General features: G+C 44.8%; 26 protein-coding genes, 21 tRNA genes and 2 rRNA genes (1 of these 49 only partly in view). 12 read left to right on the forward strand and 37 right to left on the reverse strand.

From position 1 onward, the window contains the following. Positions 1-94: 94 nt before the first annotated feature. Positions 95-337, reverse strand: coding sequence for a DUF2584 domain-containing protein (locus AC0VX1_RS23685; protein ID WP_034310541.1), 243 nt, complete (start codon positions 335-337; stop codon positions 95-97). 50 nt (positions 338-387) lie between these two features. Then, positions 388-1,176: an alpha/beta hydrolase family protein gene (locus AC0VX1_RS23690; RefSeq protein ID WP_252267928.1), complete on the reverse strand. Its 789-nt coding sequence runs from the start codon at positions 1,174-1,176 to the stop codon at positions 388-390. 135 nt (positions 1,177-1,311) lie between these two features. On the opposite strand from AC0VX1_RS23690, the gene AC0VX1_RS23695 reads away from it, so the two are divergent. The 4 genes from AC0VX1_RS23695 to AC0VX1_RS23710 are packed head-to-tail and all read left to right on the forward strand — an operon-like array spanning position 1,312 to position 4,152. Next, a complete protein-coding gene (locus AC0VX1_RS23695; RefSeq protein WP_475469322.1) occupies positions 1,312-2,313 on the forward strand; it encodes an ABC transporter substrate-binding protein in 1,002 nt (333 codons plus the stop codon). Positions 2,314-2,340: 27 nt separating this feature from the next. Further along, entirely contained in the window at positions 2,341-3,111 is a 771-nt protein-coding gene (locus AC0VX1_RS23700) for an ABC transporter ATP-binding protein (protein WP_475469324.1), read from the forward strand. Continuing rightward, on the forward strand, positions 3,101-3,892 hold the full coding sequence (locus tag AC0VX1_RS23705; RefSeq protein WP_223255909.1) for an ABC transporter permease: 792 nt from the start codon (positions 3,101-3,103) through the stop codon (positions 3,890-3,892). Before AC0VX1_RS23700 ends, AC0VX1_RS23705 begins: the two co-directional genes overlap by 11 nt. Before the next feature lie 50 nt (positions 3,893-3,942). Then, on the forward strand, positions 3,943-4,152 hold the full coding sequence (locus tag AC0VX1_RS23710; RefSeq protein ID WP_475469326.1) for a hypothetical protein: 210 nt from the start codon (positions 3,943-3,945) through the stop codon (positions 4,150-4,152). A gap of 3 nt (positions 4,153-4,155) precedes the next feature. Here AC0VX1_RS23710 and ytkD read toward each other — a convergent pair whose 3' ends face one another. Both ytkD and AC0VX1_RS23720 read right to left on the reverse strand, forming a co-directional pair. Then, positions 4,156-4,626, reverse strand: a complete 471-nt coding sequence (ytkD, locus tag AC0VX1_RS23715) for an RNA deprotection pyrophosphohydrolase (protein ID WP_475469328.1) — start codon at positions 4,624-4,626, stop codon at positions 4,156-4,158. 113 nt (positions 4,627-4,739) lie between these two features. Then, entirely contained in the window at positions 4,740-5,090 is a 351-nt protein-coding gene (locus tag AC0VX1_RS23720; protein ID WP_048686500.1) for a hypothetical protein, read from the reverse strand. Between the two features lie 226 nt (positions 5,091-5,316). On the opposite strand from AC0VX1_RS23720, the gene AC0VX1_RS23725 reads away from it, so the two are divergent. Then, on the forward strand, positions 5,317-5,583 hold the full coding sequence (locus tag AC0VX1_RS23725) for a DUF6154 family protein (RefSeq protein WP_370020242.1): 267 nt from the start codon (positions 5,317-5,319) through the stop codon (positions 5,581-5,583). A 95-nt stretch (positions 5,584-5,678) separates the two neighbouring features. On the opposite strand, the gene AC0VX1_RS23730 is transcribed toward AC0VX1_RS23725, so the two are convergent. Then, entirely contained in the window at positions 5,679-6,119 is a 441-nt protein-coding gene (locus AC0VX1_RS23730) for a Dps family protein (protein ID WP_048686502.1), read from the reverse strand. Positions 6,120-6,243: 124 nt separating this feature from the next. On the opposite strand from AC0VX1_RS23730, the gene ytzI reads away from it, so the two are divergent. Beyond that, positions 6,244-6,399 (forward strand): YtzI protein, encoded by a 156-nt coding sequence (gene ytzI / locus AC0VX1_RS23735; RefSeq protein WP_034310518.1) that lies wholly within the window; start codon positions 6,244-6,246, stop codon positions 6,397-6,399. A gap of 37 nt (positions 6,400-6,436) precedes the next feature. Here ytzI and AC0VX1_RS23740 read toward each other — a convergent pair whose 3' ends face one another. After that, the gene (locus AC0VX1_RS23740) at positions 6,437-6,910 is read right to left on the reverse strand and encodes an S-ribosylhomocysteine lyase (protein WP_034310515.1); all 474 of its coding nucleotides are present in this window, start codon (positions 6,908-6,910) and stop codon (positions 6,437-6,439) included. Positions 6,911-7,119: 209 nt separating this feature from the next. Between AC0VX1_RS23740 and yidD the strand changes: the two genes are divergently transcribed. Continuing rightward, positions 7,120-7,341, forward strand: coding sequence for a membrane protein insertion efficiency factor YidD (yidD, locus tag AC0VX1_RS23745; protein ID WP_377331496.1), 222 nt, complete (start codon positions 7,120-7,122; stop codon positions 7,339-7,341). Between the two features lie 121 nt (positions 7,342-7,462). Then, positions 7,463-8,413 (forward strand): metal ABC transporter solute-binding protein, Zn/Mn family, encoded by a 951-nt coding sequence (locus tag AC0VX1_RS23750; RefSeq protein WP_475469332.1) that lies wholly within the window; start codon positions 7,463-7,465, stop codon positions 8,411-8,413. A gap of 132 nt (positions 8,414-8,545) precedes the next feature. On the opposite strand, the gene AC0VX1_RS23755 is transcribed toward AC0VX1_RS23750, so the two are convergent. Continuing rightward, entirely contained in the window at positions 8,546-9,610 is a 1,065-nt protein-coding gene (locus AC0VX1_RS23755; RefSeq protein ID WP_413024144.1) for a DctP family TRAP transporter solute-binding subunit, read from the reverse strand. A 140-nt stretch (positions 9,611-9,750) separates the two neighbouring features. Between AC0VX1_RS23755 and AC0VX1_RS23760 the strand changes: the two genes are divergently transcribed. Then, positions 9,751-11,361, forward strand: a complete 1,611-nt coding sequence (locus AC0VX1_RS23760) for an ATP-binding protein (RefSeq protein WP_475469335.1) — start codon at positions 9,751-9,753, stop codon at positions 11,359-11,361. Continuing rightward, complete coding sequence (locus tag AC0VX1_RS23765) at positions 11,354-12,049, forward strand: response regulator (RefSeq protein ID WP_057279187.1); 696 nt, start codon at positions 11,354-11,356, stop codon at positions 12,047-12,049. The genes AC0VX1_RS23760 and AC0VX1_RS23765 overlap by 8 nt, the downstream gene beginning before the upstream one ends. A 46-nt stretch (positions 12,050-12,095) precedes the next feature. On the opposite strand, the gene AC0VX1_RS23770 is transcribed toward AC0VX1_RS23765, so the two are convergent. From AC0VX1_RS23770 to AC0VX1_RS23800, 7 genes are all read right to left on the reverse strand, one after another. Continuing rightward, positions 12,096-12,242 (reverse strand): hypothetical protein, encoded by a 147-nt coding sequence (locus AC0VX1_RS23770; protein WP_153246142.1) that lies wholly within the window; start codon positions 12,240-12,242, stop codon positions 12,096-12,098. Between the two features lie 352 nt (positions 12,243-12,594). Beyond that, positions 12,595-13,698: an o-succinylbenzoate synthase gene (menC, locus tag AC0VX1_RS23775; protein ID WP_413024154.1), complete on the reverse strand. Its 1,104-nt coding sequence runs from the start codon at positions 13,696-13,698 to the stop codon at positions 12,595-12,597. After that, positions 13,698-15,176 carry an o-succinylbenzoate--CoA ligase gene (locus AC0VX1_RS23780; protein ID WP_413024146.1) on the reverse strand — a complete coding sequence of 493 codons (1,479 nt, stop codon included), beginning with the start codon at positions 15,174-15,176 and terminating at the stop codon, positions 13,698-13,700. The genes menC and AC0VX1_RS23780 overlap by 1 nt, the downstream gene beginning before the upstream one ends. 86 nt (positions 15,177-15,262) lie before the next feature. Further along, positions 15,263-16,075: a 1,4-dihydroxy-2-naphthoyl-CoA synthase gene (menB, locus tag AC0VX1_RS23785; protein WP_370029151.1), complete on the reverse strand. Its 813-nt coding sequence runs from the start codon at positions 16,073-16,075 to the stop codon at positions 15,263-15,265. Between the two features lie 7 nt (positions 16,076-16,082). After that, positions 16,083-16,904, reverse strand: a complete 822-nt coding sequence (gene menH, locus AC0VX1_RS23790; RefSeq protein ID WP_268565130.1) for a 2-succinyl-6-hydroxy-2,4-cyclohexadiene-1-carboxylate synthase — start codon at positions 16,902-16,904, stop codon at positions 16,083-16,085. Then, positions 16,901-18,652 carry a 2-succinyl-5-enolpyruvyl-6-hydroxy-3-cyclohexene-1-carboxylic-acid synthase gene (menD, locus tag AC0VX1_RS23795; protein ID WP_475469339.1) on the reverse strand — a complete coding sequence of 584 codons (1,752 nt, stop codon included), beginning with the start codon at positions 18,650-18,652 and terminating at the stop codon, positions 16,901-16,903. The genes menH and menD overlap by 4 nt, the downstream gene beginning before the upstream one ends. Continuing rightward, positions 18,645-20,054 carry an isochorismate synthase gene (locus AC0VX1_RS23800; RefSeq protein ID WP_475469341.1) on the reverse strand — a complete coding sequence of 470 codons (1,410 nt, stop codon included), beginning with the start codon at positions 20,052-20,054 and terminating at the stop codon, positions 18,645-18,647. The genes menD and AC0VX1_RS23800 overlap by 8 nt, the downstream gene beginning before the upstream one ends. Positions 20,055-20,352: 298 nt before the next feature. Between AC0VX1_RS23800 and AC0VX1_RS23805 the strand changes: the two genes are divergently transcribed. Both AC0VX1_RS23805 and AC0VX1_RS23810 read left to right on the forward strand, forming a co-directional pair. Then, positions 20,353-21,273 carry a 1,4-dihydroxy-2-naphthoate polyprenyltransferase gene (locus AC0VX1_RS23805; protein WP_063574831.1) on the forward strand — a complete coding sequence of 307 codons (921 nt, stop codon included), beginning with the start codon at positions 20,353-20,355 and terminating at the stop codon, positions 21,271-21,273. 151 nt (positions 21,274-21,424) lie between these two features. Further along, positions 21,425-22,174, forward strand: coding sequence for a TraR/DksA C4-type zinc finger protein (locus AC0VX1_RS23810; RefSeq protein WP_475469344.1), 750 nt, complete (start codon positions 21,425-21,427; stop codon positions 22,172-22,174). Positions 22,175-22,215: 41 nt separating this feature from the next. Here AC0VX1_RS23810 and AC0VX1_RS23815 read toward each other — a convergent pair. From AC0VX1_RS23815 to AC0VX1_RS23925, 23 genes are all read right to left on the reverse strand, one after another. After that, positions 22,216-22,287 (reverse strand) — tRNA-Glu (locus tag AC0VX1_RS23815). Between the two features lie 3 nt (positions 22,288-22,290). Beyond that, positions 22,291-22,381 (reverse strand) — tRNA-Ser (locus AC0VX1_RS23820). 1 nt (position 22,382) lies between these two features. Continuing rightward, positions 22,383-22,457 (reverse strand) — tRNA-Asn (locus AC0VX1_RS23825). Between the two features lie 12 nt (positions 22,458-22,469). Continuing rightward, positions 22,470-22,546 (reverse strand) — tRNA-Ile (locus tag AC0VX1_RS23830). A 5-nt stretch (positions 22,547-22,551) separates the two neighbouring features. After that, a tRNA-Gly gene (locus tag AC0VX1_RS23835) sits at positions 22,552-22,625 on the reverse strand. A gap of 4 nt (positions 22,626-22,629) precedes the next feature. Next, a tRNA-His gene (locus tag AC0VX1_RS23840) sits at positions 22,630-22,705 on the reverse strand. A 17-nt stretch (positions 22,706-22,722) separates the two neighbouring features. After that, positions 22,723-22,798: transfer RNA gene (locus AC0VX1_RS23845), tRNA-Phe, on the reverse strand. A gap of 23 nt (positions 22,799-22,821) precedes the next feature. Further along, a tRNA-Asp gene (locus AC0VX1_RS23850) sits at positions 22,822-22,897 on the reverse strand. 6 nt (positions 22,898-22,903) lie between these two features. Continuing rightward, positions 22,904-22,977 (reverse strand) — tRNA-Met (locus tag AC0VX1_RS23855). Between the two features lie 103 nt (positions 22,978-23,080). Continuing rightward, positions 23,081-23,173, reverse strand: a tRNA-Ser gene (locus AC0VX1_RS23860). 20 nt (positions 23,174-23,193) lie between these two features. After that, a tRNA-Ile gene (locus AC0VX1_RS23865) sits at positions 23,194-23,270 on the reverse strand. A gap of 10 nt (positions 23,271-23,280) precedes the next feature. Then, a tRNA-Met gene (locus AC0VX1_RS23870) sits at positions 23,281-23,357 on the reverse strand. Positions 23,358-23,385: 28 nt separating this feature from the next. Next, positions 23,386-23,461 (reverse strand) — tRNA-Ala (locus AC0VX1_RS23875). 17 nt (positions 23,462-23,478) lie between these two features. After that, a tRNA-Pro gene (locus tag AC0VX1_RS23880) sits at positions 23,479-23,555 on the reverse strand. 11 nt (positions 23,556-23,566) lie between these two features. Beyond that, positions 23,567-23,643: transfer RNA gene (locus tag AC0VX1_RS23885), tRNA-Arg, on the reverse strand. 10 nt (positions 23,644-23,653) lie between these two features. Then, positions 23,654-23,742: transfer RNA gene (locus tag AC0VX1_RS23890), tRNA-Leu, on the reverse strand. Positions 23,743-23,754: 12 nt separating this feature from the next. Next, positions 23,755-23,829 (reverse strand) — tRNA-Gly (locus tag AC0VX1_RS23895). An 8-nt stretch (positions 23,830-23,837) separates the two neighbouring features. Next, positions 23,838-23,919, reverse strand: a tRNA-Leu gene (locus AC0VX1_RS23900). 7 nt (positions 23,920-23,926) lie between these two features. Further along, positions 23,927-24,002 (reverse strand) — tRNA-Lys (locus AC0VX1_RS23905). Positions 24,003-24,024: 22 nt separating this feature from the next. Continuing rightward, positions 24,025-24,100, reverse strand: a tRNA-Thr gene (locus AC0VX1_RS23910). Between the two features lie 10 nt (positions 24,101-24,110). Then, a tRNA-Val gene (locus AC0VX1_RS23915) sits at positions 24,111-24,186 on the reverse strand. A gap of 11 nt (positions 24,187-24,197) precedes the next feature. Next, positions 24,198-24,313, reverse strand: a 5S ribosomal RNA gene (rrf, locus tag AC0VX1_RS23920). A gap of 119 nt (positions 24,314-24,432) precedes the next feature. Continuing rightward, a 23S ribosomal RNA gene (locus AC0VX1_RS23925) occupies positions 24,433-25,909 on the reverse strand (it continues 1,456 nt past the right edge of the window).

The following is a 25,909-nucleotide window of genomic DNA, read 5'->3' on the forward strand; positions in this document are numbered from 1 at the left end:
ATTTTTTTCACGAATTTTCCGTGCATCTGTCGAATTCCGCCAAAACAAAAAAAGCGCTTGCAGCGGAGGCGATACCCGGCAAGCGCTTGTCTATTTAGTTAGTTGAATTCAGTGATAGCAGTTGGTACGTAATGATGGTCTTTTCACTGGTCCATTCAATTTTTTGGATAACGGCTGTTCCGCTTGAATCAGATTGGATCGTTTTGCGGACATCGATTGGAATATCGATAGGGTATAACCTGTAACCAGCTTTCGCCAGCCGAAAAATGTTTTCTTCTTCACGGGTTTCGTTCCCTTTTGTAACGATCATGGTATTTAGCTCCATAGGCATGCCCATGTGTATCTCCTCCTCTTGCCAATATACTTAGTATATCCTTCATTCTATCATTATTCGGTTTTACTTTTCATCCAAGATGTTAAATCTTCGACTACTTTTCTGTTTACGGCAGGCGGGAAGTAATGCGTGAATTGAGGGAAATACCAGCTTTCGACCTCTTTGTCATGCATTTTCAACCTTTTTTCCAGCCGGTATGCGTGTTCTATGGCGACATTGTCATCTTTTTCACCATGTATGATCAGGACGGGTACATTCAAGTCTTCAATCGCAAACAATGGAGTACGGTATTCATATTGATCCGGGCATTTTTTAGGTGTTCCGCCGATGACACGCTTCATCATTCGACGCATATCGACCCGTTCGACATATGTTAAAAACATATCCGACACACCTCCCCATGTGACGATCGACGCTGCATTCCTGCAGTATATCCCAGTCCAAAGAGCCATGATGCCGCCACGGGAGAATCCGAGGATATGAATGTGATCCTTGTTCACCCTGGGGTGCTGTTCAAGAAGATTGAATCCTGATATCGCATCGAATCGATCTTCGCCTCCAAAATCCTCATCCCCCTCCCCGCCTTGATTTCCACGGTAAAAAGGAGCAAAAACGATGAAACCTTCTACAGCATACTGCACGATCCTTGCAGGCCTCACCTTGCCGACATTTTTAATCCCGCCGCGTAAATATAAGAAGGCGTCATGTATTTCGCCATCAACCGGTTCAGCCAGCAAACCTTTTACCTTCAGGCCTTGTGATATGTACGTAACTGAATAAAGATGGATTCGTGGATGCGGTGATGGAAACCGCTGTTTTGAAATAATCGTTCCGTTCTCCAATTTCCACTCTCCTTTCTCTTTATTCTTATTGTAAAACATCCGCTTGTTTTTATCCCCTGAGAGGCATTCACATTTTTTTCTTCCGTTCATACGATAATGTAGGCAAAATACCCATATATCAAGGAGGAAGGCATTTTGAAAAAATGGTGTAAAGCAGGTGTCGTATTTTTACTTCTGTGCGTGCTGGTGATCCCGCTTGGCGCATGCGGCAACAAAGAACAGGAAACAACGAAGGTAAGGGTTGCCGAAGTAACCCGCTCCCTTTTCTATACACCGCAATATGTCGCGATCGAAAAAGGCTTTTTTAAAGATGAGGGCCTCAGCATTGATTTGAAAACGACGGCAGGCGGCGACAAGACGATGACCACGCTTCTTTCCGATGGCGCGGATATTGCTCTCGTTGGCTCCGAAACATCGATTTACGTTCAGGCACAAGGCTCGAATGACCCCGTCATCAACTTCGCTCAATTAACACAGACGGATGGAACGTTTCTTGTTTCACGTGAAAAAATTGACAACTTCAATTGGGATATGCTGAAAGACACTACATTCCTAGGCCAGCGCAAAGGCGGGATGCCGCAGATGGCCGGAGAGTTCGTATTGAAAAAACATAACATAGACCCGAAAAAAGATTTGAACCTCATCCAGAACATTGATTTCGCGAATGTCGCAACTGCCTTCGCTTCCGGAACCGGTGATTTCGTTCAACTGTTCGAACCAACGGCCAGTGTGTTTGAAAAAGAAGGAAAAGGCTATATCGTCGCTTCTTTCGGCACTGAGTCCGGTCATCTTCCATATACAGTTTATATGGCTAAAGAAAGCTATTTGAAAGAAGACAAAGAGACTGTCGAAAAATTCACGAGGGCCTTGAAGAAAGCACAAGATTGGGTTCAGGAAAACGATGCTGCCGAAATTGCCAAAGTCATTCAGCCGTATTTTGAGGATACCAATCTCGAGACGATGGAAACAGTCATCAATCGCTACAAAGAACAAGGATCCTTTGCCACCGATCCCATTCTTGATGAAGAAGAATGGAACAATCTGCAAAACATCATGGATGAAGCAGGCGAGCTTCCATCACGTATTAGCCATGAAGAGCTGGTCAATACCGACTTTGCTGAAGAAGTCACAAAATAACATAGCAAAAGGTAAGGAGGATGTCCGATGAGCTTTTTAAAAATCCAAGACATTCACCATACTTATTTTTCAAATCAGACGGCAGCGACCGCACTTGCGGACATTTCCCTCGACATTGAAAAAGGTGAATTCGTCTCTTTTCTAGGTCCGAGCGGCTGCGGAAAAACCACCCTGCTTTCCATCATCGCCGGGCTCTTTCCCCCCACTTCAGGAAAGATCCTGCTCGAAAACAAACCGCTGAAAGCCAACAGCGACCTTTCAATCGGCTATATGCTGCAGCAGGATTATCTATTTCCATGGAAGACGATAGAAGAAAATATATTATTAGGATTGAAACTGATTAAAAAAGATGAAGGACTCGAGAGAATAAAAACGCTTAAACTTTTAAGTGACGTTGGATTGGGAGAAACTGGAAAATTATATCCGCGCGAACTATCGGGAGGAATGAGGCAAAGGGCTGCACTGGCACGGACACTGGCGGTCGACCCAAAAATCCTTTTGCTTGATGAACCGTTTTCAGCTCTTGATTACCAAACCAAGTTGAAGCTGGAAGACCTTGTTTTTGAAACCCTGAAATCCTTCGGAAAGACAGCCGTGCTCGTCACCCATGATATCGGTGAAGCCATTGCGATGAGTGACCGCATCTTTCTGTTTTCCGCGAATCCGGGAAGCGTGCACAGAACCTTCAAGGTGCCCGATGAATTGCGTGAACGCACGCCTTTCCATGCACGCAACCATCCGCAGTATCCGATGCTATTCCAAACGATCTGGAAGGAGCTTGAGAGCCTTGAATATTGAACAGCTTCATAACCAATATAAAACCTCATTAAAAAAAGAAAACAGGCTCATTCGCTTTTATCAGATCCTGATTTTCATCGTTTTTTTCAGCAGTTGGGAACTTTTATCCAGGAAGGAACTGATCGATCCGCTCATCTTCAGCTCCCCGACTAAAGTGTGGCATCTTTTCATACAGAAATTGGGTGACGGAACCCTGCTATCCCATTCCGGAGTGACGCTATTCGAGACCGTTCTCGGCTTTATCATAGGAACACTGCTTGGAACGATCCTGGCATCCCTGCTTTGGTGGTCGCCAAGATTATCCAAAACACTTGATCCTTATCTCGTCATTTTAAATGCGATGCCGAAAGTGGCACTCGGCCCCATCATCATTGTAGCATTCGGCCCTGGATTTCCATCCATCATCTCGATGGGGGCGATCATCTCCATCATCATCACCACCATCGTCGTCTACACTGCATTTCGCGAAGTGGACCCGAACTACCTGAAAGTACTCCAAACTTTTGGCGCCACAAGAACACAAGCTTTTCGGGAAGCCATATTACCCGCATCCTTCCCAACGATCATCTCGACATTGAAAGTGAATGTCGGCCTCTCCTGGGTCGGCGTCATCGTAGGGGAATTCCTTGTTTCGGCCAAAGGACTCGGCTACCTAATCATTTATGGCTTTCAAGTCTTCAACTTCACCCTTGTAATGCTTGCCTTGATGATCATTGCCGTCTTTGCCACAATCATGTATCAACTAGTAGAACTGCTCGAGCGAAAATTAATCAAAGACTGACCAAACTGCCGATAACCCTCGGCAGTTTTTCACTCATGCTGAGTTAAAACATGAATGTAGTTGGATTCGGCGATTTACTCGTGAGTTTTGATGATTTACTCGCGAGTTTTCGTGATGTACTCGTGAGTTTCGGACTTTTACTCGTGAGTTTTGATGATTTACTCGTGAATTTCGATGATTTACTCGTGAGTTTCGGACTTTTACTCGTGAGTTTTCGTGATTTACTCGTGAATTCTACCGTTTTACTCGTGAGTTCCTGACATTCACTCGTTTCTTTGCAAAGTGCCATCATCCAGTCTCGATAAGCTCAAAGGTACAATCTCATCTTTCATGATGAAGCTAAACTCCTCACCGAGTACATCCGGCAATGATTCCATAAAGATCGGGCCATCCGTTTCCAGGTAATTCCGTTTCTTCTCTATTTCACGCAATTCGGCATAGTATATTGATTTAACGAATGGCTTCACTGGATCATGCACTTTATATTGTCCCAAAAACTGCAGCTGGCCCACCAAGCCTCCTGTTTCTTCATAAACTTCCCGTATGGCCGTTTCTTCAATGGATTCCCCTGCTTCCCGTTTACCGCCAGGGAACTCGAATCCCCTTTCTCTGTGTTTGGTCAATACCCACCTGCCCTTATATCGGCTTAGCACAAAAACATGCCAAGGCTCTCCAAAGACAGGATTCTCGGAGAATTCGACCTTATATCCGTTCTTATCAAAAAATCGTTTCATTTTTCCCCTTCTCTCCGTATAAGAAATGGTGCTATGCTCCTTGTTTCATTATATGGGTAAAAAAAATCACTATCCAGCGGGAATCTGCATTACATCAAAAAAACGATGGACCCTCAATATTCGAGGCCATCGTCTGTTGGTTTTGCCTGTAGTATTCCCATGCTTTCTATATGCCGCCTTCCTTCTTCAGTTCCCAGGGCGTAAATCATTTCGTAAATTTTTTGAAGGGTGATATCCTGCTTATCATTTTCACGGTCAAAATGATATTGAAGGTATGGGACATGTGCCCGGTAAAAATTTTCTTCCCCTATTGAATAATTGTAATCAAATAATTCACGTAATTTGATGATTTCATTATCTGTCGCCTCGATTTCGAAGTTCCATGGAGAACTTTCCCTATCTTGTGTTATCTGGCCATTCGGAAGCCAAATGTAATATTTTTTCCTGTCTTCAGACACATTCATCCACCCTTTCCATATATCCTACGCTTATTTTTCACGTATTTCCCCACTTCATACAATGGAAAATTTTGTTTACAGAAGAACAAAGATGTTAAATAATAGATTAAAGTATCTTTCAAAGGGTAAAACATATAATAAGCCCAAGCATCCCTTAAGATTTTTATATGCACCCAGAGGTTTTTTTGATAACCTACATATAAAGAGATAACGGATTTCTAATAAATGTGAGGTGAAAGTTTTGAAGTTAATTGAAGAATTATACAATATGTACCGTGATAAGATGACTGGTGATGAAGAAGATATTGATATGCTTACGTTTGCGGTTCTTGAACAGCTTGACCGCAAGGAAATTTTCGAATTGCTTCAAGAGATGGATGATCAGGAACTAACCAATTTAATGGGCCTTTACATTATTGAAACGTTAAAAGGGAAGTTTGCTCAAAATAGTATGAGCGACACGAAACCTACACATTTTCCGCCTAGGAATATTCATTAAATACATACCATGTCAGGTGTCCCTCTTTTGATGGATGCCTTTTTTATAGGTTTAACCAAAAAAAAAGCCCACCGAAGCAGGGCTTTTCCTAAATCTTAATGTCCTAAATACGCACGCAGCATCCAAGCATGTTTGTTTAAGCTTTTCTTCATGCCTGTCAGCATATCGGCCGTAACCGGATCTTCTTGTTCGGCAACTTCGATGATTTCCAGGAACTCTTCGGAAAGCTTTTCAAAATCACTTATGACGCTTTGGACCATATCTTCTGTATTTTCATTACCTGTCGCTTCTTCGATCGTCGTTAATTCCATGTACTCTTTAAGGGTAGCAACCGGCTTTTCACCAATGGCCAATAGTCTTTCAGCCAATTCGTCATAGTTGGATGTCACTTCTTTATATAACTCTTCCAATTTTTGGTGAAGTTCAAAGAAGTGCGGTCCATTCACGAACCAATGGTAATTATGAATTTTTGTATAAAGAACACTGAAGTTTGCTATTTCCTTATTCACTAAAGTTCCTAATTTTTTCTGAGCCATAAATATCTACCTCCGTAAGTTGGTTATACCTTTATAATTCCCTCTATTCGAAAATTGAAACATTATCTGACTCGGTTCTTATGCTAAAATGAATCTAAATTGTGAACGTTAGGAGCTGTAAAGTATGATTACGGTTTTAGTTATCTCCATTATTGTGATTCTGATTGTATTGGCACTATCGGTCTTAACCATCGGAAAAGGTTACAGCTACAAGCATACAGTCGATCCGGTCAAACCTTTGCCAGAGGATGAGGGAAAAAAAGAAGAACCCGAAAAATGAAAAAAGTTCCTGTCACAAATGGACAGGAACTTTTTTATTAACCGAAAACTTTATGAAGATCTTCTTTATCTTGTGCAAGCCAGAAATTCATTAATTTCTTAGCTCCTTCAAGATCATGCAATTTTGCTTGGCCGCATTGTTTTTCGTTTGCAGCAGGAATTTCGGTAATTGTAACAGCATCCTTGAATGTATCTTCAAGAACATCGATGATTTCCGTCACAGTCGGCTCGCCGCTGACCACAAGGTAATATCCTGTTTGACATCCCATTGGCGAAATGTCGATAATATCAAAGTGATCGAAGCGCTCGGAATGCTTACGGATATTGAATGCAAGCAAATGTTCCAGGGTATGGATCGTGTCCGGCTTCATCGCTTGTTTATTCGGCTGGCAAAAACGGATATCAAATTTATTAACAACACCGTCTGTTCCTACCTTATGGACACCGCAATGTCTAACATATGGGGCTTTAACAGCGTTATGATCTAATTCAAAGCTTTCAACTGAAGGCATTTAATTCACTCCTTAATTGTATGTCATCTCTATTTTACCTTGAATAACAATATATTTCATCCTTTAAAATTAATTCTCATTATATCAATCGGATTGCCAATAGGCTCATTCCTTTTTTACCCTTTTGGGAAATTTAGAAAATATGCTATAATTGAGGGTAGTCAATTTACTCGAAAAGAGCTGAAAGCATCGTGCTGAAAAAAATAGTAATGGGAGTCATCCGTTTTTACCAAGTTGCCATTTCTCCATTAAAACCGCCCACCTGCCGTTTTTATCCAACTTGTTCCCATTATGGTTTGGAAGCGGTCAATCGTTTCGGACCTATAAAAGGAAGCTGGTTAGCACTCATCCGGATTCTTAAATGTCATCCGTTTCATCCAGGGGGCATTGACCTTGTTCCCGAAAAAAAAGAAAAAGGTAAGGACCAATAAAAAAAACCCTTGCTTTCCTTTGCAATCTTTTGTATCATACAGAAGTCAAATCGTAATCATTTCGTTTTTACCATATAAAATTCAAATCGTAATCAATACGAATTATAAAGGAGCATATCATATGAAAATTCGAGCATGGCTCTCCCTTATCCTTGTTACTGCGGTATTTCTGTCAGCCTGCGGCAACTCAAAGGGAGAATCGAGTAAAAAGGAAACCAAGGATGCCTTGGATATATATACGACGGTTTACCCTTTACAATACTTCACTGAGGCCATTGGCGGGGAGTACGTGAATGTCGAGACGGTTTATCCTCCAGGAACGGATGAGCACTCATTCGAACCCTCTCAAAAAGATATTGTGAAAATGGCTGAATCAGACCTGTTTTTCTATATTGGCTATAATCTTGAAGGCTTTGTAACCAAGGCTGAACCAATTCTAAGCAAAGAAGGCGTCAGCACAATTGCGGTGGGTGAAACGGTTCATCTTGATGAAGAGGAGCATGAGCATGAAGACGAACATGCAAATGAAGAAGACGGTCATGACCATGGGGGCGTTAATCCACATTTGTGGTTAGATCCCGTCTATTCCATTGACATGGCTAAAACCATCAAGGATGAATTAACGAAAAAAATGCCGGAACAGGAAGAATATTTCAACAGCCATTTCAATGAGCTTTCCGAAAAGCTTGAGGCACTAGATGAAAAATTCGCGACGACGATCGAGTCGGGCCGTACCAATAAGATCATCGTTTCCCATTCTGCATATGGTTATTGGGAGGAACGCTACGGATTGGAACAAATTGGCGTCACAGGACTAACGTCTTCAAACGAACCTTCTCAAAAGGAACTGGGGAAAATCGTAACCATGGCTGAAAAGGAAGACTTGAACTACGTCATCTTTGAGCAGAATATCAGTTCTAAACTTACCGAAATCATCCAAAAGGAAATGGGAGCGAAATCACTTGAGCTCCATAACCTTTCCGTGTTGACGGAAAAAGATATCGAAGCTGGCGAAGATTACTTCAGTTTAATGGAAAAAAACGTCAAGACACTGCAAACTGCCTTGCAATAGACGAGAAAGAAGCGGCTCCCTTTGGATTCGCTTCTTTTTTGTACTCGGTACTCTAAAGAGTTCTTGGAGTTTCGGTTCCTGACAAATATAAAGAAGAAGGGAACCCCTTTCAATGGGATTCCCTTACGTTAGTTATTCCTTTAAATACTTCTCACGGATCTTTTCCATTTTCGTCATTAATTCGGTTCCAATCGTGGATTCGAATTCCGGATAGATGACGGTCATCTCATCCATCCATTCTTTCTTTTCCTCATCTGACAGTGTATAGATGTCGATATTCGATTTTTGCTGGATTTCCCTTAGCTGTTCCTGATTCAATTCATTTGATTTGATCCATAGCCATTTCGTTGTATCATCCATCGCCCGTTGGATTTGCTGCTGAATATCCAACGGGAGTTTATTCCAAAACTGCTCGTTTATCATGACTACATACCCTAAATAGCCATGATCACTGATCGTTAAATACTTTTGCACTTCATATAATTTCTTGGAATAGATATTCGAAATCGTATTTTCCTGGCTGTCCGTTTCGTTGATTTCAAGGCTTTTGAACGTTTCATTAAACTCCAGGACAGAAGTTGTCGCTCCAAAATGCTTGAATTGGCTTTCCAGGACTGCACTTGGCATGATTCTGAAATGCTTTCCTGCAAAATCACTTGGATGCCGTATCGGCTTACTGCTTGTAATCTGTTTATAGTTATTCGACCAAAATGCGAGTCCTTCGATATCGATGATATTCAGCTGCTTAAGCAGCTCTTCCCCCACTTCCCCATTCAACGCTTCCTGCAAGGCCTCATCCGTTGGAAAGACGTAAGGGAGGTCCAATAGCATCCATTTCTTTGATATGCTCGTGATTTTAGATGCAGTCGGTGCAATCATCTGCACCTTGTTTTCTTGTAATGCCTCAATCTCTTCCTGATCACTATATAATGACTGATTAGGATAAACTTCTATTTTGACACGATGGTCTGTATATTCATCGACAAGTTGGGCAAATCGGTTTGCAGCTAGCCCTTTAGGTGTATTTTCGGCAACGACATGACTGAACTTAATCACGATTTGATCCTTCATCCCGACCTGCTCCTCATCCTTCGGCAAATTGAAACCGAAGCTTGTAAAGAACGATTGAAACGATATATACACGGCTATCAACAGCCCAAAGCCAATTAACAAGAAATACCCCCATATTGCACGCATACCGACAACTCCTCACCGCTCACTTCACATTATCACTATTCTATCACAGCTTATTGCTGTCGTAATACACTGCGCGAAAAATAGCGAAAAGTGATAGAAATTCTGTTACTATTAAGTATAGAAGTAATGGAGGAAAACCAATGGAAAAACCTTTTCATATGCCCATTCAAATTAAAATCACCCTGCTATCATTCGTAATCGTCGCTTTTTCGATACTTATAGGCGGGATTTTTATATTCGGAAATATCGTTTCGGTCAGGGAAGATGAAATCGGCAAACGATCCATGATCACAGCCCATACCATTGCCGAACTCCCTGAAGTACAGAAATTGGTCCGTGAGCCTGAAGGATGGACGCAGCTTAACCCGATTATTGAAAACTTAAGAAAAATCCATCAAGCGGATTATATAGTTGTACTCAACAATCAGCATATACGCTATTCCCACCCGGTGTTCAGTCAATTGGGGACCCCATCCAGCAGCAGTGATGAAAGCGCTGCGTTCGCTGAACACGAATACCTTTCAAAGGCTGCTGGCGAACTTGGCATTTCCGTCCGCGCCTTTGTCCCGATCCTTGATGGACATAGAGAGCAAATCGGCGTCGTGCTGGTCGGGAATATCCTGCCTACGATACCGGAATTAATCAAGGACCTGAAAGGCGAAATCGCGATTATCCTGGTCCTTACCCTTCTATTCGGTGTTTGCGGCTCTTGGCTCATGGCAAAAAGGATAAAAAAAGAAACCTTCCAACTGGAACCCCATGAAATTTCACGGATGTTGGTTGAAAGGACAGCCGCTTTCAATGCCATGCATGAAGGGGTCATCGCCATAGATAATAATCAGGCCATCACGATTTTCAATGAAAAGGCTAAGCAGATATTCAAGATCGAAGGTGCGGTCATAGGCAAGAATATCAATGATATCATACACGATACCCGTCTCCCGGAAGTGCTCGATCGGACATCTCCCATCTTCAATCAGGAAATCTCCGTTCAAAACAGGAATATTGTAAGCAACCGGGTACCGATAAAGATTGCGGATAAAACGATCGGTGCCGTGGCCATTTTCCAGGATCGCACCGATGTGACGAAGCTAGCTGAAGAGTTGACTAGTGTCAAAGCATTCGTTGAAGCCCTGCGCGTTCAAAACCATGAACATATGAACAAACTTCATACGATAGCAGGATTGATCCAGCTAGGTAATCTTGACGAAGCGCTGCATTACATTTTTCAGATCACGGAAGAACAAGAGGAATTGACCCGGTTTTTGACGAAGCACATTCACGATGATAATTTAGTGGGGCTGATATTAAGTAAGATCTCCTTGGGACGGGAACTCGGGATCGAGCTCATCATGGACAAACACACAAAATTGGACCGCTTCCCCGCTGGTTTGGATCATCACGATTTTGTTTTGATAATCGGAAACCTGATCGAAAACTCATTCGCAGCGCTAAAGTATTGTTCAGAGGAAACCAAACAGGTTTATCTATCCATCTACCAGGATGAACGTCATTGTCAAATCGTGCTTGAGGATAATGGACCCGGCATTCCCGAGGACATTCATAAAGATATTTTCGAATATGGTTTTACAACAAAAGGTGCCGAAGGATCAGGAATTGGTCTTTATCTAATAGACCAAATTGTAAAAAAAGCGAACGGCGAAATGAAATTCACGACACGCCCTAATGAGGGAACAAGCTTTTTTCTTTCTTTTCCGATGCATGATATAGAGGAGAACCAAAATGACTAACGAAATTCGTGTACTATTAATTGAAGATGACCCAATGGTCCAAGAGGTCAACAAACAGTTCATCGAGCGCCTGCCTGCCTTTAAAATCGTTGATACAGCTTCAAATGGGCTTGAAGGTCTGGAAAAAATCAGGCAGTCTAAACCCGACCTTGTCATTTTGGACATCTTCATGCCATCTTTAAACGGGGTTGATACACTTTATCAAATTAGAAAAGAGCAAATTGATGTGGATGTCATCATCATTTCAGCGGCAAATGATCAGAAAACGATTCGAAAAATGATACAGAACGGGGCTTTTGACTATTTAATCAAGCCATTTAAATTCGATAGGCTAAAACATACGCTGGAACAATATTATGCTTTTCGGATGGAGGTTGAACCTGATCATCAAATTTCCCAAAATCAGCTCGACCGAATCCTCTTTCAAAATAAGACACATTCTGAAGCGCGTCCGAAATATGATGTTCCGAAAGGATTGAATGGCGCGACTCTTGAGCAAGTGACGAAGTTCATAAAGACCCAGCCTGGGTCACTATCGGCAGAAGAAGTGGCTGATGGAATTGGAATCGCCAGAGTTACAGCTAGGCGCTATCTTGAATACTTGCATGGCGAAGAAGTCCTTCAGCTTGACGTACAATATGGCAGCATAGGCCGTCCAGTCAATAGGTACCGGCTAAAAAAACCTTAACCGCATGGGGACCGGCTTGAAACGGTTCCCTTTTTACTTTCATTCTTTACGCACCTGTCTTCCGGTCATATAGGCCCCACTTTCGCTTCAAAAGAAACAGCTCGCACTCCTTCAAAGCCGTCACTTCTTTTATGACATAGTCAGGCATGCCCCTTCTTAGTAGAATTTCCGCAATAAGGTACGGTTTTTTCATACACTCTCCCCTCCTTTTCCCTTTGGTTGCCCTTCTTTTCATTCATTATACAAAATAATCCAGTAAAGGAAAAATAGACAAAGCCCCATTTTCCGAAAAAATTATGGTCTATCGGGCCATTTAAATGGTTTTTCAAAAAAAATCTGCAGACAAATAAAAAATGTTCAGGTTGATTTCAGTCAGCCGTACCCTTTCCTCCGACTGTTAGTATCCTATTAAAATCATGTTCCAAAAGGGTGGGGTTTCCGTCCAATAAAGTACGAATTGGGTAAGTTGCATAGATCGTGGGAGTAAAAGGAGATATGATCAATATTTGATCAAAAGAGGTGGGCCGTGCACCTCCTTTGATGTTTCATTTGTACAGTTTACTATATGTAGTCAATTCCTTTAGCCGCTTTTCATTGATGGCAAAACCGATTCCAGCTTTATCGGGAACTTGGATCATGCCATTTTCGACGATGACTTCAGGATCGATTATATCTCCATCCCAATAACGGGATGAAGATGATATATCCCCGGGAATCGTGAACCCCTTTAATGTGGCAAGTGCAATATTATGTGCACGTGAAATGCCAAATTCAATCATACCGCCGCACCAAACGGGCACATCATTTCCCAGGCATAGATCATGGATTCTTACAGCTTCCATCCAGCCGCCGACTTTAGCCATCTTAATGTTGATGACCCCACAGCTCTGGAGCGACAGTGCACTTTTTGCATCATGAAATGAATTTATGCTTTCATCAAGGCAAATGGGTGTCTGCAGCTGTTTCTGCAAAAATGAATGTTCCACAATGTCGTCATGCCCCAGCGGCTGCTCAATCATCATCAGCTTAAAGTCATCAAGCTTCTGCAGATGCGGGATGTCATCAAGAGTGTACGCTGAATTGGCATCTGCCATTAGCGGGATATCGGGATAGGCCCGACGGATTTCCGCTAAAAACTCCAGATCATTTTGAGGATTTATTTTTATTTTATATCGCTGATAACCGGAATCGGAAAAATCCTCGATCTGGCGCATCGCATCTTCTATATCATTCGATGCAATGACTACGCCAGCGGCCACTTCCCTTCGTTCGCCGCCAAACAGCCGTCCGAGGTAGACTCCTTTCTGCTTCGCATACAAATCGAGGATTGCCTGCTCTAAAGCCGACTTCGCCATTGCATTCCGCCTGATTCCGCTCCATAAGTTCGGCAGCTCATCAGGATGCCTGATCTGACTGGCCAATGTCAGCGGGATTAAGAAGTCTTCCAACATATGAAAGCATGTTTTGATCGTTTCCTCGGTATACCAAGGACTTGTAAAAGGCACAGCTTCCCCGTATCCAATCAATCCGTCTTCATCCATGGCTTCGACTATTATCACTTCCCGGTCGCTTACCGTTTCAAGATGCGTCTTGAATGGCCGCTTTAAAGGGGCCTTAATGAGCTTTAGGGAAATGGAGGATAACTTCATTACCATTCCCCCATCTCCTTCTTCAGTTCCCGTCTCAGAAGCTTGCTTGCTCCATTCCGGGGAAGCTCCTTACAAAATATCACGTTCCGGGGAATCTTATAGGGAGCCAAATACTCCTTGCAATATTCGAGCAGTTCGCTCTCACCCAGCTCTGCACCTTGATGCAGGACAACAAAAGCAAGCGGGACCTGTCCCCATTTTTCATCTTCTGTCCCCGTCACTCCCGCTTCGAACACATCGGGGTGTGTACTAAGGACATTTTCAATCTCGGCCGGGTAGACATTTTCACCGCCGGAAATGATTAAATCCGAGCGTCGGTCAAGCACATATAAAAAACCTTCCTCATCGAGATAACCAAGGTCCCCAGTATAAAGCCATCCATCGATAATGGCCTGCTGTGTAGCATCCATCCGATTAAAATAGCCTTTCGTCACATTCGGACCCGATACCACGATTTCCCCCACTGCACCCGGTTCACACATCGTGCCGTCTTTCTCAATCCGTAACTGCGAAGGAAACAAAGGCTTTCCCGCAGAGCCGATTTTTGCCATGCTATATTCCGGTGCCAGCGTCACAATCTGTGAAGACGTTTCGGTCATCCCATATGTTTGATAGACGGGAATCCCTTTCTCCTTACATACCTCAAGCAAATGGACGGGTGCAGGGCCGCCGCCCAACAGGAAACAGCGGAAGGTTTTTGGATAGCTTGTTCCCTTCATATCCTGCACCATCCTATTCAGCATCGCCGTCACGACCGAAATGATCGTCACGCCATTTTCCTGGATGCTCCGGTTTGCTTCCCGTTCATCAAAACGTTCCGCCAAAACGACTTTCATGCCATAAATCACATTTTTCATCAAGATGGATAAACCGCTAATATGAAAGATCGGAACCGCACAATACCAAGAATCTTCTTCATGCAATCCAAGGTTCAAAACAGACCCTACGGCACTCCACCAATGGTTGCCGAATGTTTGGATCACCCCTTTTGGATTTCCTGTCGTGCCAGATGTATACATGATCGTAGCGGTATCCTCAAGGTAAAACTCTTGAAGTATCACTGCTGTGCCTTCATCCGGCAATTCTTCCATTAAGTGAAGCTTCAAATCCGGGAGAATCTCACCAATATCAGCGAGTTTGCCGGAGAAGGACCCTTCCGAAACCAGATAGGCAGTTTTGCTGTCCTCGATCTGCCAGGACAGCTCTTTTGCCGTTAGCTTATTATTCAGCATCACAATCTTCACACCCAGATGAAATAGTGCATGGATAACGACAACACCATCAATATGGTTACGGAGCAAAACCGCGCATGAATCGCCAGCGCCCAGACCAATGCTTGAAAGCCTTCCAGCCATCTTCTCCGATAAAGTATACAGTTCAAGAAAGCTATACGTATGACCTTCAAACTCAATTGCCGGGCGATCCGGTGAAAGATGCGCCCGATTTTTAAGCCAGTTCGGCAACTTTTCTTCTGCCATTACTGCTTCCCCTCTTCCTTTTTGATATAGAAAACAGCCCGGCGATTTTCCGCCAAGCTGTCAGTCTCATCGATTCACGCGTTTCATTAAGGGAAACGAGGGAATTGCCCAAAGTCCGGAGTGCGTTTTTCTTTGAATGCATCGCGGCCTTCTTTTGCTTCTTCTGTTGTATAGTATAAAAGTGTAGCGTCACCAGCCAATTGCTGAAGACCTGCAAGGCCATCCGTATCAGCGTTCATTGCCGCTTTCAGGAAACGAAGTGCAGTCGGGCTCTTCTCAAGCATTTCTTCACACCATTTAACCGTTTCCGCTTCTAATTGGTCTAAAGGCACGACCGTGTTGACCAATCCCATATCCAATGCTTCCTGTGCATTGTATTGACGGCATAGGTACCAGATTTCACGCGCCTTTTTATGACCCACGATACGTGCAAGGTAGCCAGAACCATAACCAGCATCAAAGCTTCCTACATTCGGTCCAGTTTGTCCGAAAATTGCATTGTCAGCAGCAATCGTCAAGTCACATACCACGTTCAAGACATTACCTCCGCCAATTGCATATCCTGCCACCATGGCTACGACTGGTTTTGGAATGACGCGGATCAAACGTTGCAAATCAAGAACATTTAGACGCGGAATGTTATCTTCACCCACATATCCGCCATTTCCGCGGACTTTTTGGTCTCCGCCTGAACAGAATGCTTTGCCGCCTACACCTGTTAAAATAATGACACCAATGCTGGAATCATCACGCGCCCTTGCAAATGCATCAATCATTTCAGCAGTCGTTTTTGGCGTGAATGCATTATGTACATGCGGTCGATTGATGGACACTTTCGCAATCCCGTTATATTTTTCATACAAAATCTCATCATATTCACGTATTGTTTCCCATTGAATCGTCACATTAATTCCTCCTTTTATTTCGCTTTAAAAACTCACTTATTATTTTACCAAACTTTTCTCCAACTTCCACATGAATCGCATGTCCCGCATCATTTATTATTTTCCATTCGGCGCGCTTCAGCTCTTTTTTCATCGAGTCCGCTATTCGACAAAACTTATGGTCAAGTTCACCGGTTACAAGGAGCACCGGGAAATCAAGGGTTTGCAGTTGTTCCCAGTAAGAAGCCTGACTGCCGGTCCCCATGCCAAGAAGGCTATTGGAAAGGCCGGCAGGGTCATTTGCCAACCGCTGCTCCCGAATGGCTGACCTGGTTTTGGCCGACAACCGTTTTTGGCTTTCAAACAGCGGGATGTTTTCCCATTGATCCACAAACGCTTCCATGCCATTTGCAAGAATCCGTTCGGCAAGCCTCCGATCATTTCCCCTTCGGATTTCCCGTTCCTCTTCTGTTAAAAGACCTGGTGAAGCACTCTCCAGTATCAATGTATCAACATACTCAGGATACAAACAGGCAAATCCCAATCCGAGCCTTCCGCCCATCGAGTATCCAAGGATATGGGCTTTCGGGAAATGTAACACATCCAAAATATACTTGATATCCTCAGCCACATTTTCCAGCTCATACCTTCGATAGTCAGCTGGTGATGCAGACATGCCATGTCCGATGATGTCGACCATGATCAGCGTATACCTGTCACTCAGTAGCGGGATGAGAAATTTCCATGTATCCCGATTTCCCGTAAATCCATGCAAAAGAACAAGAGGATCCCCATTTCCCGTTATTTCAACAGCATAATTGACATCCTTGCTGACAATATTCATGATATTTCCCTGTCTAACACCATTTTTATTTCCTGGGAAACAAAGCTCCACAAATTTCGATGCTTTTGTAAATTGGACTCTCTTTCTGTCGGTACTTCGATGATTTTCAGACCTTGAATTTCGAACGACTCTGTAAATACCTTCTCGAACTCATCCCAATTTTGCACCTTGTTGTATTTACCGCCATAAAGCTGGGCAGTATGTGAAAAATCAAGCCCATGAGGCGTGCCGAATAGCGTTTCGAAATGTTCCCTCTCATTCGCCTGCGGCAAGAAGGAAAAAATGCCGCCGCCATCATTATTAACCAGCAAAATCGTGATATTTTGTTTTTGAAGTTTTGCTGCAAGCAAGCCATTCATATCATGGAAAAAGCTTAAATCCCCGATTGCCAGCACTGAATTTTTCGATACCGTGCTCACGCCAAGTGCAGTGGAAACGACACCATCGATGCCATTCGCCCCGCGATTGGCAATGGTTTGGATTCCTTTTTCATTATTCAAAAAGAAAGTATCCAAATCACGTATAGGCATACTATTCCCGACAAATAACGTCGACTCCAATGGCATCATATCAGCAAGCAAGGCGAACAGCTTGCCTTCGCTTAACTCCGCTTCATCCCTGACGGAGGCTAAGGCATCCTTCGTCGCTCCGTTGACGGTTTGCCATAAGCGAAGCCATTCATCATCAGGGGAAGAAGTAATGCCTTCAGCTATTCGCAGACAAAAATCTTTCTCTTCGCTGTAAATCATATTCGTTGCCAAACCGGCTGGTTCGCGCCAGCCTGCTCCGCCATCGACGACCAAAGTAATCGCCTGTTTTTGTTTTTTCATGAATAACAATAACGGTTTAGAAACAGGCATTGCCCCGAATCGCAAGATCACTTCCGGCCTGAACGCCGCTTTTGCTGTTTCATCGCGCAGAAATGTATCGTACGCATCAATGATGTTGGCTTTATCATGACTTCCGCTCCTTAACTGTGAAAGGGGATCAGCCAGTACCGGAAAAGCAAGCTTTTTCGCTAATGCGACAATGGCTTCCTTCATCTCTGGATGCGGTAATTCACCACATACAATGATACCTTGCTTAGCTTTTGACAATGTAGTTGCAACCACTTCTATTTGTGATGCGGACAATGACCGTTCTCCACTGTCAATCAACACTGCAGGCTTCCTTTTATTTTGCCTGAACTCTTTTGCTTGATCCAGGTCCGGAATCAATGGTTCTCGAAGCGGGAAATTCAAATGTACAGGCCCTGCCGGTTCAGCGGCCGCTGTAGCCACTGCCCTTGCACCGACCGTTCTGGCATACCGCATCATCCCTTCCGTGCTTTCAGGAAGTGCCATTTCGACAAACCATTTTACATGTCTCCCGTAAAGGTGTATTTGATCGATCGCCTGCGGGGCTCCGACATCTCGCAATTCATGCGGACGGTCAGCGGTAAGTACAATAAGCGGCACTCTTGAATAGAAAGCCTCGATGACGGCTGGGTAATAGTTTGCAGCGGCTGTACCGGACGTACAAAGAAGTCCGACAGGTTCTCTTAAGACCTTAGCCAAACCAAGGGCAAAAAAAGCAGCCGAACGCTCATCCACATTAATATGAATTTCGATATCAGGATGTTCCACTAGCAGCAAAGCCAGTGGCGTGGATCGTGAACCTGGGCTCACCACCACATGCTTCACCTCATTTTGTGCAAGCTCATCGACGAATGAAGCAGCATACGCTGTCAATGCATCTCGGTCATTCATTAAGATTTCCTCCTAAAGCACTTAACATCGGATTGAATTTAATCCCCGTTTCCCGGAATTCACTTTCGGGTGTCGAATCTTCCACTACTCCGCATCCGGCAAAGAGCGATGCCTCATTGTTCTGTATCAGGGCAGAACGTATCCCTACAGCGAATTCCCCGTTCCCATACGTATCCACCCAGCCTAAAGGACCCGCATAAAATCCGCGTTCCAGACCTTCCAATTCCCGAATTCGGACAACAGCCTTTTCTTTTGGAAGTCCGCCCATGGCAGGTGTGGGATGGAGGTTCTCGACAAATTCAAAAATCGTGACACCTTTCTTGGATATACCGCGAACCGGTGTGTACAAATGCTGGATATGTCGGTTTTTCATAAGTGTCGGTCCGGCTGGGACCATCACCTTTTCGCATACAGAATCAAAAGCATTGGATATCATCGACACGACATATTGATGCTCTTGTAAATTCTTTTGGTCATGAAGCAATTCTTCACCAAGACAAACATCTTCTTGCTCATCTTTCCCTCGCCGCATCGATCCGGCAAGGCATGTAGAAAAAACTTCATTTCCCTGTTTCTTAATCAAACGTTCGGGAGTGGCACCGACAAAACAGTCACCACCAGCCTCCAAACTGAAAATATAACTCAATGGCTGCTCAGCAATCAATCGTTCAAGCACTTTCCCCGAATCGATGGAACGTTCAAAACCAAGTCGAAGCTCCCTTGCCAAAACAATCTTGTCGAGATCTGTCGTCTTGATTTCCTGAACAGCCTCTGCGACCGTCCGCTTCCATTCCTCAGGTTCGACTTCCCTCTGCATAACTAGGGAATTTGCACCCAATCCATTGCCATCCAAGCTTTCGAAGAGGAAAGCTTCCCGTTCATTTATCATATCTATGAAGAGTTTTTCTGAATCATCAGGCGAACAAAGTAAGTTTGTCGTTAAGTAAGCTTGTTTCCCCACCATTGACAGCATGAAGGCAGGTATATAAAATAGGTTGTCCCCGAACTGATTCCAAAGGAGCGTACTGTCAGTTTCATAATCAAAAGAAAAGCCCCCAAACAGTAAAGGACCTGTCGCTTCTACATCGGTCACTCCTGTTTTGACAGCATCATTCTGCAGTTTGATCCAGCTCTTTTCGACTTCTCTATAACGTTCGGCATTCGATGCCGCTTTGAGTTTCTTAACATTGCCTAAACCGGTGATGGTTATTTCCTTTGCAGGGTCCTCCCAGAAAAAGCGTTCACCTGCATACCGTTCTCTTCCAGCTTGATAAAATGAAAGGGGGCTGTTGCATTTAATCTTCTTAATATGACTGAATAGAACTTGATCATTCAAGTCCTTCGCCTTTTGTATAGCTGAAGCCAGTCCCTGAAACTGTTCAGTTTCCTCTGAGATAGCCAAAAAAATCCCCCCAAATGTACATTTTAAAAGCTATTTAACCTATTTAAAGATACACCTCCCTTGAACCTCATGTCAATAAAACGCCCCTTTACCGAACGATTCTTCCCTGCTTTTTTCCTTATTATATGAATCTTAGCGAATGTAGAGAAATACCCTTGATTTTGGAAATGAATCACCCATGAATTTCAATTACACCCATACTCACTTTTCCTGCATTTATTAGGATAACCTTTTGTGCAACATTTTAATATTTGTTATAATTTCGAGAGAACCAATAATGATTTTGAGGAGAGAAATAATGCAAACAGAATACGACGGACTTCCCCTTAAACGGACCTGGAAGATTTGGTGGGAGTTAATTCGTCCACATACACTAACCGCAGCTTTTGTCCCAGTCTTACTTGGAACTGTGATTGCACTTTTGGAAGATGGAGTGAATTGGTTACTATTCGCTGCCATGATGGTTGCAAGTATCCTGATTCAAGCTGCAACCAATTTATTCAATGAATACTATGATTTCAAGAGAGGCCTGGATACGGAGGAATCCGTAGGCATCGGAGGCGGGATCGTCCGTCATGGGATGACCCCCAGACTAATCATGAACTTGGCCCTTGGCATGTATGCCATCGCCTTGATCATTGGAATCTATATCTGTGCCGCATCGTCTTGGTGGCTAGCTGCAGTAGGCCTCGTTTGCATGCTTGTCGGCTATCTTTATACAGGCGGTCCCCTGCCCATTTCATATACACCGTTCGGGGAACTTTTTTCTGGATTGTTCATGGGCTTTTTGATAATCCTGATCGCCTTTTTCATTCAAACCGGTGATGTTTCTTCAACAGCCATCTTAATTGCCATTCCAAGTGGGATACTGGTAGGGCTGATCAACTTATCCAATAACCTCCGGGATCATGATGGGGATAAGGCACATGGCCGCAAAACGATGCCAGTCGTGATGGGCAGGAAAAACGCCCTGACATTCATGGCAATCATGTTCGCTTTCTCTTATCTATGGCTTGTTGGGCTCGTTCTTACCGGAAGCGTTACGGCTTGGATTCTCCTTGCCTTCCTTAGCATACCGAAGGCAATGGCCGCAATAAAAGGCTTCGTAGGTAAAACACAGCCGATCACGATGGTGCCGGCAATGAAAGCCACTGCCCAAACGAACACCTTCTTTGGTTTACTCATGGCCATTGGATTATTCATCAGCTATCTTATATAGTCTCCGGGGACTGAGCCCATCCGCTCAGTCCTTTTTTCTATCTTCCGTTCCATATTGTTTTCCTATACTCCGATTCGGGTAATAGATAATACAACCACCTTACCAATATAAAAAGAGATTTGGACTTTAGTTTAGAAGGAGTGAATTGGATATGGCAACGAAACAACAAACGCAAAAATTAAAAAAAGAACTGCTTCAGGAAAAAAATGAGCTATGTAAAAGAATTCAAAATGATGAACAATCCGTTCTGGATAAAAGCCAGACGGAATCCGTAAGTGAATTATCATCCTATGATAATCATCCTGCAGACCTAGGGACCGAATTATTCGAGATGGAACGGAATCAAGCACTCGATGAGCATGCACAATCCGAAATGGAGAAAATAGAAGAAGCTTTGAAAGCCATGGAAGAAGGATCGTATGGCCATTGTAAAACCTGCAATAAGGAAATCCCCATCGAGAGGCTTGAAGCGATCCCAAGCACCCTCTACTGTGTCGAGCATGCCCCAGAACGAACGCTTTCACAAGACAGGCCAGTGGAAGAGGATATACTGATTCCATCCAAGGGTGATCATTTTGAAAATCGTCATGGAATCGAAATGGCGGCTAAAGAAGATAGCTTTGGTGAAGTGGCCAAATTCGGTACATCAGAAACGCCATCTGATTATACCGGTGATCATGACAATTACAATGATCTTTATAAAAACGAGGATGAAACGGATGGATTTCCTGAAGACTATGAAGGATTTGCAGCAAATGATATCGAAGGAAAAACGAGAGTGGATATACCGAACAAAAAGCAAAAGGAATATGAAGATACCCTGAAAGAAGAAAATATAGAATCCCAACTTGGAGACATTCCCTATAAACAAAAAGATGGTTATATCAAGGAAAATAAATGAAAAAAAGAAGCATACATGAATGTATGCTTCCTTTTTTGTTATGACCCGTACGGGATTCGAACCCGTGTTACCGCCGTGAAAGGGCGGTGTCTTAACCGCTTGACCAACGGGCCAACTGGCGGAGAAGGAGGGATTTGAACCCTCGCGCCGCTCGCGCGACCTACACCCTTAGCAGGGGCGCCTCTTCAGCCTCTTGAGTACTTCCCCATGGCTCCGCAGGTAGGACTCGAACCTACGACCGTTCGGTTAACAGCCGAATGCTCTACCACTGAGCTACTGCGGAACAATATGAATATGGTGGGCCTAAATGGACTCGAACCATCGACCTCACGCTTATCAGGCGTGCGCTCTAACCAGCTGAGCTATAGGCCCATATTTGGAGCGGGTGAAGGGAATCGAACCCTCATCATCAGCTTGGAAGGCTGAGGTTTTACCACTAAACTACACCCGCGAAATGGGGCGACTGATGGGAATCGAACCCACGAATGCCTGAACCACAATCAGGTGCGTTAACCACTTCGCCACAATCGCCGTAATTTTGTAAAATATGGTGGCTCAGGACGGAATCGAACCGCCGACACAAGGATTTTCAGTCCTTTGCTCTACCGACTGAGCTACTGAGCCACATATGTATTCAATTTAAATAATGGCGGTCCCGACGGGAATCGAACCCGCGATCTCCTGCGTGACAGGCAGGCATGTTAACCGCTACACCACGGGACCTAATAATTGCGGGGACAGGATTTGAACCTGCGACCTTCGGGTTATGAGCCCGACGAGCTACCGGACTGCTCCACCCCGCGACGGTAATAATGAAACGATTAGCATCAAGTTTTCGTGAATATTGTTTTGCATGCATCCTTTATGTAAGGTTGTTTTAAAACAACTTGCTGCTTTTAGAAAAAATGGAGGAGGTAGAGGGATTCGAACCCCCGCGGGATTTGACTCCCCTGTCGGTTTTCAAGACCGATCCCTTCAGCCGAACTTGGGTATACCTCCACGGCTTAAAAAAATGAATATGGTGGACCTTGTAGGACTCGAACCTACGACCGGACGGTTATGAGCCGTCTGCTCTAACCAGCTGAGCTAAAGGTCCTTATATTTATTGGTAGCGGCGGAGGGGATCGAACCCCCGACCTCACGGGTATGAACCGTACGCTCTAGCCAGCTGAGCTACACCGCCAATATAATATAAGTTTCTGATTGAAAAATGGTGGAGCCTAGCGGGATCGAACCGCTGACCTCCTGCGTGCAAGGCAGGCGCTCTCCCAGCTGAGCTAAGGCCCCATTCATTAAAAATCACGTGGTCGGGAAGACAGGATTCGAACCTGCGACCCCTTGGTCCCAAACCAAGTGCTCTACCAAGCTGAGCTACTTCCCGCAATAAAAACATGGTGCGCCCGGCGGGAGTCGAACCTACAACCTTCTGATTCGTAGTCAGATGCTCTATCCAATTGAGCTACGGGCGCATATTTATGATGGTGCCGAGGACCGGAATCGAACCGGTACGGTAGTCACCTACCGCAGGATTTTAAGTCCTGTGCGTCTGCCAGTTCCGCCACCCCGGCACATACGAAAAGTGGAGCGGAAGACGGGATTCGAACCCGCGACCCCAACCTTGGCAAGGTTGTATTCTACCACTGAACTACTTCCGCATGAAAGATGCGGGTGAAGGGACTTGAACCCCCACGCCTTGCGGCGCCAGATCCTAAGTCTGGTGCGTCTGCCAATTCCGCCACACCCGCATATAAATGGTGAGCCATGAAGGATTCGAACCTTCGACCCTCTGATTAAAAGTCAGATGCTCTACCAACTGAGCTAATGGCTCGTGCTTGTACTATCTTAAAAAGTGGTGCCGGCAAGAGGACTTGAACCCCCAACCTACTGATTACAAGTCAGTTGCTCTACCAGTTGAGCTACACCGGCAGGTGTAAAATGGTGGAGGATGACGGGATCGAACCGCCGACCCTCTGCTTGTAAGGCAGATGCTCTCCCAGCTGAGCTAATCCTCCATATGAAACCTGCTTGGCGACGTCCTACTCTCACAGGGGGAAACCCCCAACTACCATCGGCGCTGAAGAGCTTAACTGCCGTGTTCGGAATGGGAACGGGTGTGACCTCTTCGCTATCGTCACCAAACAATGTTAACATTTTTTCAAGACATATATTATTATAACGTCTTTTTGAGAAAATGCAAGAAGAAATTTTCATTCCTTCAAAACTAGATAATAAGAAGGTATTTCATTTTTTAAAAAGCGTTGGTTAAGTCCTCGATCTATTAGTATCAGTCAGCTCCACATGTCACCATGCTTCCACCTCTGACCTATCAACCTGATCATCTTTCAGGGATCTTACTAGCTTGCGCCATGGGAAATCTCATCTTGAGGGGGGCTTCATGCTTAGATGCTTTCAGCACTTATCCCGTCCGCACGTAGCTACCCAGCTATGCCTTTGGCAAGACAACTGGTACACCAGCGGTGCGTCCATCCCGGTCCTCTCGTACTAAGGACAGCTCCTCTCAAATTTCCTGCGCCCGCGACGGATAGGGACCGAACTGTCTCACGACGTTCTGAACCCAGCTCGCGTACCGCTTTAATGGGCGAACAGCCCAACCCTTGGGACCGACTACAGCCCCAGGATGCGATGAGCCGACATCGAGGTGCCAAACCTCCCCGTCGATGTGGACTCTTGGGGGAGATAAGCCTGTTATCCCCGGGGTAGCTTTTATCCGTTGAGCGATGGCCCTTCCATGCGGAACCACCGGATCACTAAGCCCGACTTTCGTCCCTGCTCGACTTGTAGGTCTCGCAGTCAAGCTCCCTTGTGCCTTTACACTCTACGAATGATTTCCAACCATTCTGAGGGAACCTTTGGGCGCCTCCGTTACTCTTTAGGAGGCGACCGCCCCAGTCAAACTGCCCACCTGACACTGTCTCCCACCCCGATAAGGGGCGCGGGTTAGAATTTCAATACAGCCAGGGTAGTATCCCACCAACGCCTCCACCGAAGCTGGCGCTCCGGCTTCTCAGGCTCCTACCTATCCTGTACAAGCTGTACCAAAATTCAATATCAGGCTGCAGTAAAGCTCCACGGGGTCTTTCCGTCCTGTCGCGGGTAACCTGCATCTTCACAGGTACTATAATTTCACCGAGTCTCTCGTTGAGACAGTGCCCAGATCGTTACACCTTTCGTGCGGGTCGGAACTTACCCGACAAGGAATTTCGCTACCTTAGGACCGTTATAGTTACGGCCGCCGTTTACTGGGGCTTCGGTTCAAAGCTTCGCTTGCGCTAACCTCTCCCCTTAACCTTCCAGCACCGGGCAGGTGTCAGCCCCTATACTTCGCCTTGCGGCTTCGCAGAGACCTGTGTTTTTGCTAAACAGTCGCCTGGGCCTATTCACTGCGGCTTTTCTGGGCTATTCACCCTAAAAAGCACCCCTTCTCCCGAAGTTACGGGGTCATTTTGCCGAGTTCCTTAACGAGAGTTCTCTCGCACACCTTAGGATTCTCTCCTCGCCTACCTGTGTCGGTTTGCGGTACGGGCACCTTACATCTCACTAGAGGCTTTTCTTGGCAGCGTGGAATCAGGAACTTCGGTACTATATTTCCCTCGCCATCACAGCTCCGCCTTAATGGAAACGGGATTTGCCTCGTTTCCGGCCTAACTGCTTGGACGCGCATATCCAACAGCGCGCTTACCCTATCCTTCTGCGTCCCCCCATCGTTCAAACGAT

The sequence above is a fragment of the Peribacillus sp. QJM3NY_7 genome, assembly GCF_056173225.1.

Bases quoted from the DNA above. Each gene is read 5' to 3' on its own strand.
- ytzI (WP_034310518.1), top strand. From the start codon at position 6,244: ATGATTACGGTTTTAGTTATCTCCATTATTGTGATTCTGATTGTATTG.
- AC0VX1_RS23720 (WP_048686500.1), bottom strand. From the start codon at position 5,090: ATGAATGTGTCTGAAGACAGGAAAAAATATTACATTTGGCTTCCGAAT.
- AC0VX1_RS23730 (WP_048686502.1), bottom strand. From the start codon at position 6,119: ATGGCTCAGAAAAAATTAGGAACTTTAGTGAATAAGGAAATAGCAAAC.
- AC0VX1_RS23755 (WP_413024144.1), bottom strand. From the start codon at position 9,610: ATGCGTGCAATATGGGGGTATTTCTTGTTAATTGGCTTTGGGCTGTTG.
- menH (WP_268565130.1), bottom strand. From the start codon at position 16,904: ATGAATATTGTCAGCAAGGATGTCAATTATGCTGTTGAAATAACGGGA.
- AC0VX1_RS23700 (WP_475469324.1), top strand. From the start codon at position 2,341: ATGAGCTTTTTAAAAATCCAAGACATTCACCATACTTATTTTTCAAAT.
- AC0VX1_RS23740 (WP_034310515.1), bottom strand. From the start codon at position 6,910: ATGCCTTCAGTTGAAAGCTTTGAATTAGATCATAACGCTGTTAAAGCC.
- AC0VX1_RS23760 (WP_475469335.1), top strand. From the start codon at position 9,751: ATGGAAAAACCTTTTCATATGCCCATTCAAATTAAAATCACCCTGCTA.
- AC0VX1_RS23810 (WP_475469344.1), top strand. From the start codon at position 21,425: ATGGCAACGAAACAACAAACGCAAAAATTAAAAAAAGAACTGCTTCAG.
- AC0VX1_RS23780 (WP_413024146.1), bottom strand. From the start codon at position 15,176: ATGGCAGAAGAAAAGTTGCCGAACTGGCTTAAAAATCGGGCGCATCTT.
- ytkD (WP_475469328.1), bottom strand. From the start codon at position 4,626: ATGAAACGATTTTTTGATAAGAACGGATATAAGGTCGAATTCTCCGAG.
- AC0VX1_RS23765 (WP_057279187.1), top strand. From the start codon at position 11,354: ATGACTAACGAAATTCGTGTACTATTAATTGAAGATGACCCAATGGTC.
- AC0VX1_RS23770 (WP_153246142.1), bottom strand. From the start codon at position 12,242: ATGAAAAAACCGTACCTTATTGCGGAAATTCTACTAAGAAGGGGCATG.
- AC0VX1_RS23685 (WP_034310541.1), bottom strand. From the start codon at position 337: ATGGGCATGCCTATGGAGCTAAATACCATGATCGTTACAAAAGGGAAC.
- AC0VX1_RS23805 (WP_063574831.1), top strand. From the start codon at position 20,353: ATGCAAACAGAATACGACGGACTTCCCCTTAAACGGACCTGGAAGATT.
- AC0VX1_RS23750 (WP_475469332.1), top strand. From the start codon at position 7,463: ATGAAAATTCGAGCATGGCTCTCCCTTATCCTTGTTACTGCGGTATTT.
- menD (WP_475469339.1), bottom strand. From the start codon at position 18,652: ATGAATGACCGAGATGCATTGACAGCGTATGCTGCTTCATTCGTCGAT.
- AC0VX1_RS23710 (WP_475469326.1), top strand. From the start codon at position 3,943: ATGAATGTAGTTGGATTCGGCGATTTACTCGTGAGTTTTGATGATTTA.
- menC (WP_413024154.1), bottom strand. From the start codon at position 13,698: ATGAAGTTATCCTCCATTTCCCTAAAGCTCATTAAGGCCCCTTTAAAG.
- yidD (WP_377331496.1), top strand. From the start codon at position 7,120: ATGGGAGTCATCCGTTTTTACCAAGTTGCCATTTCTCCATTAAAACCG.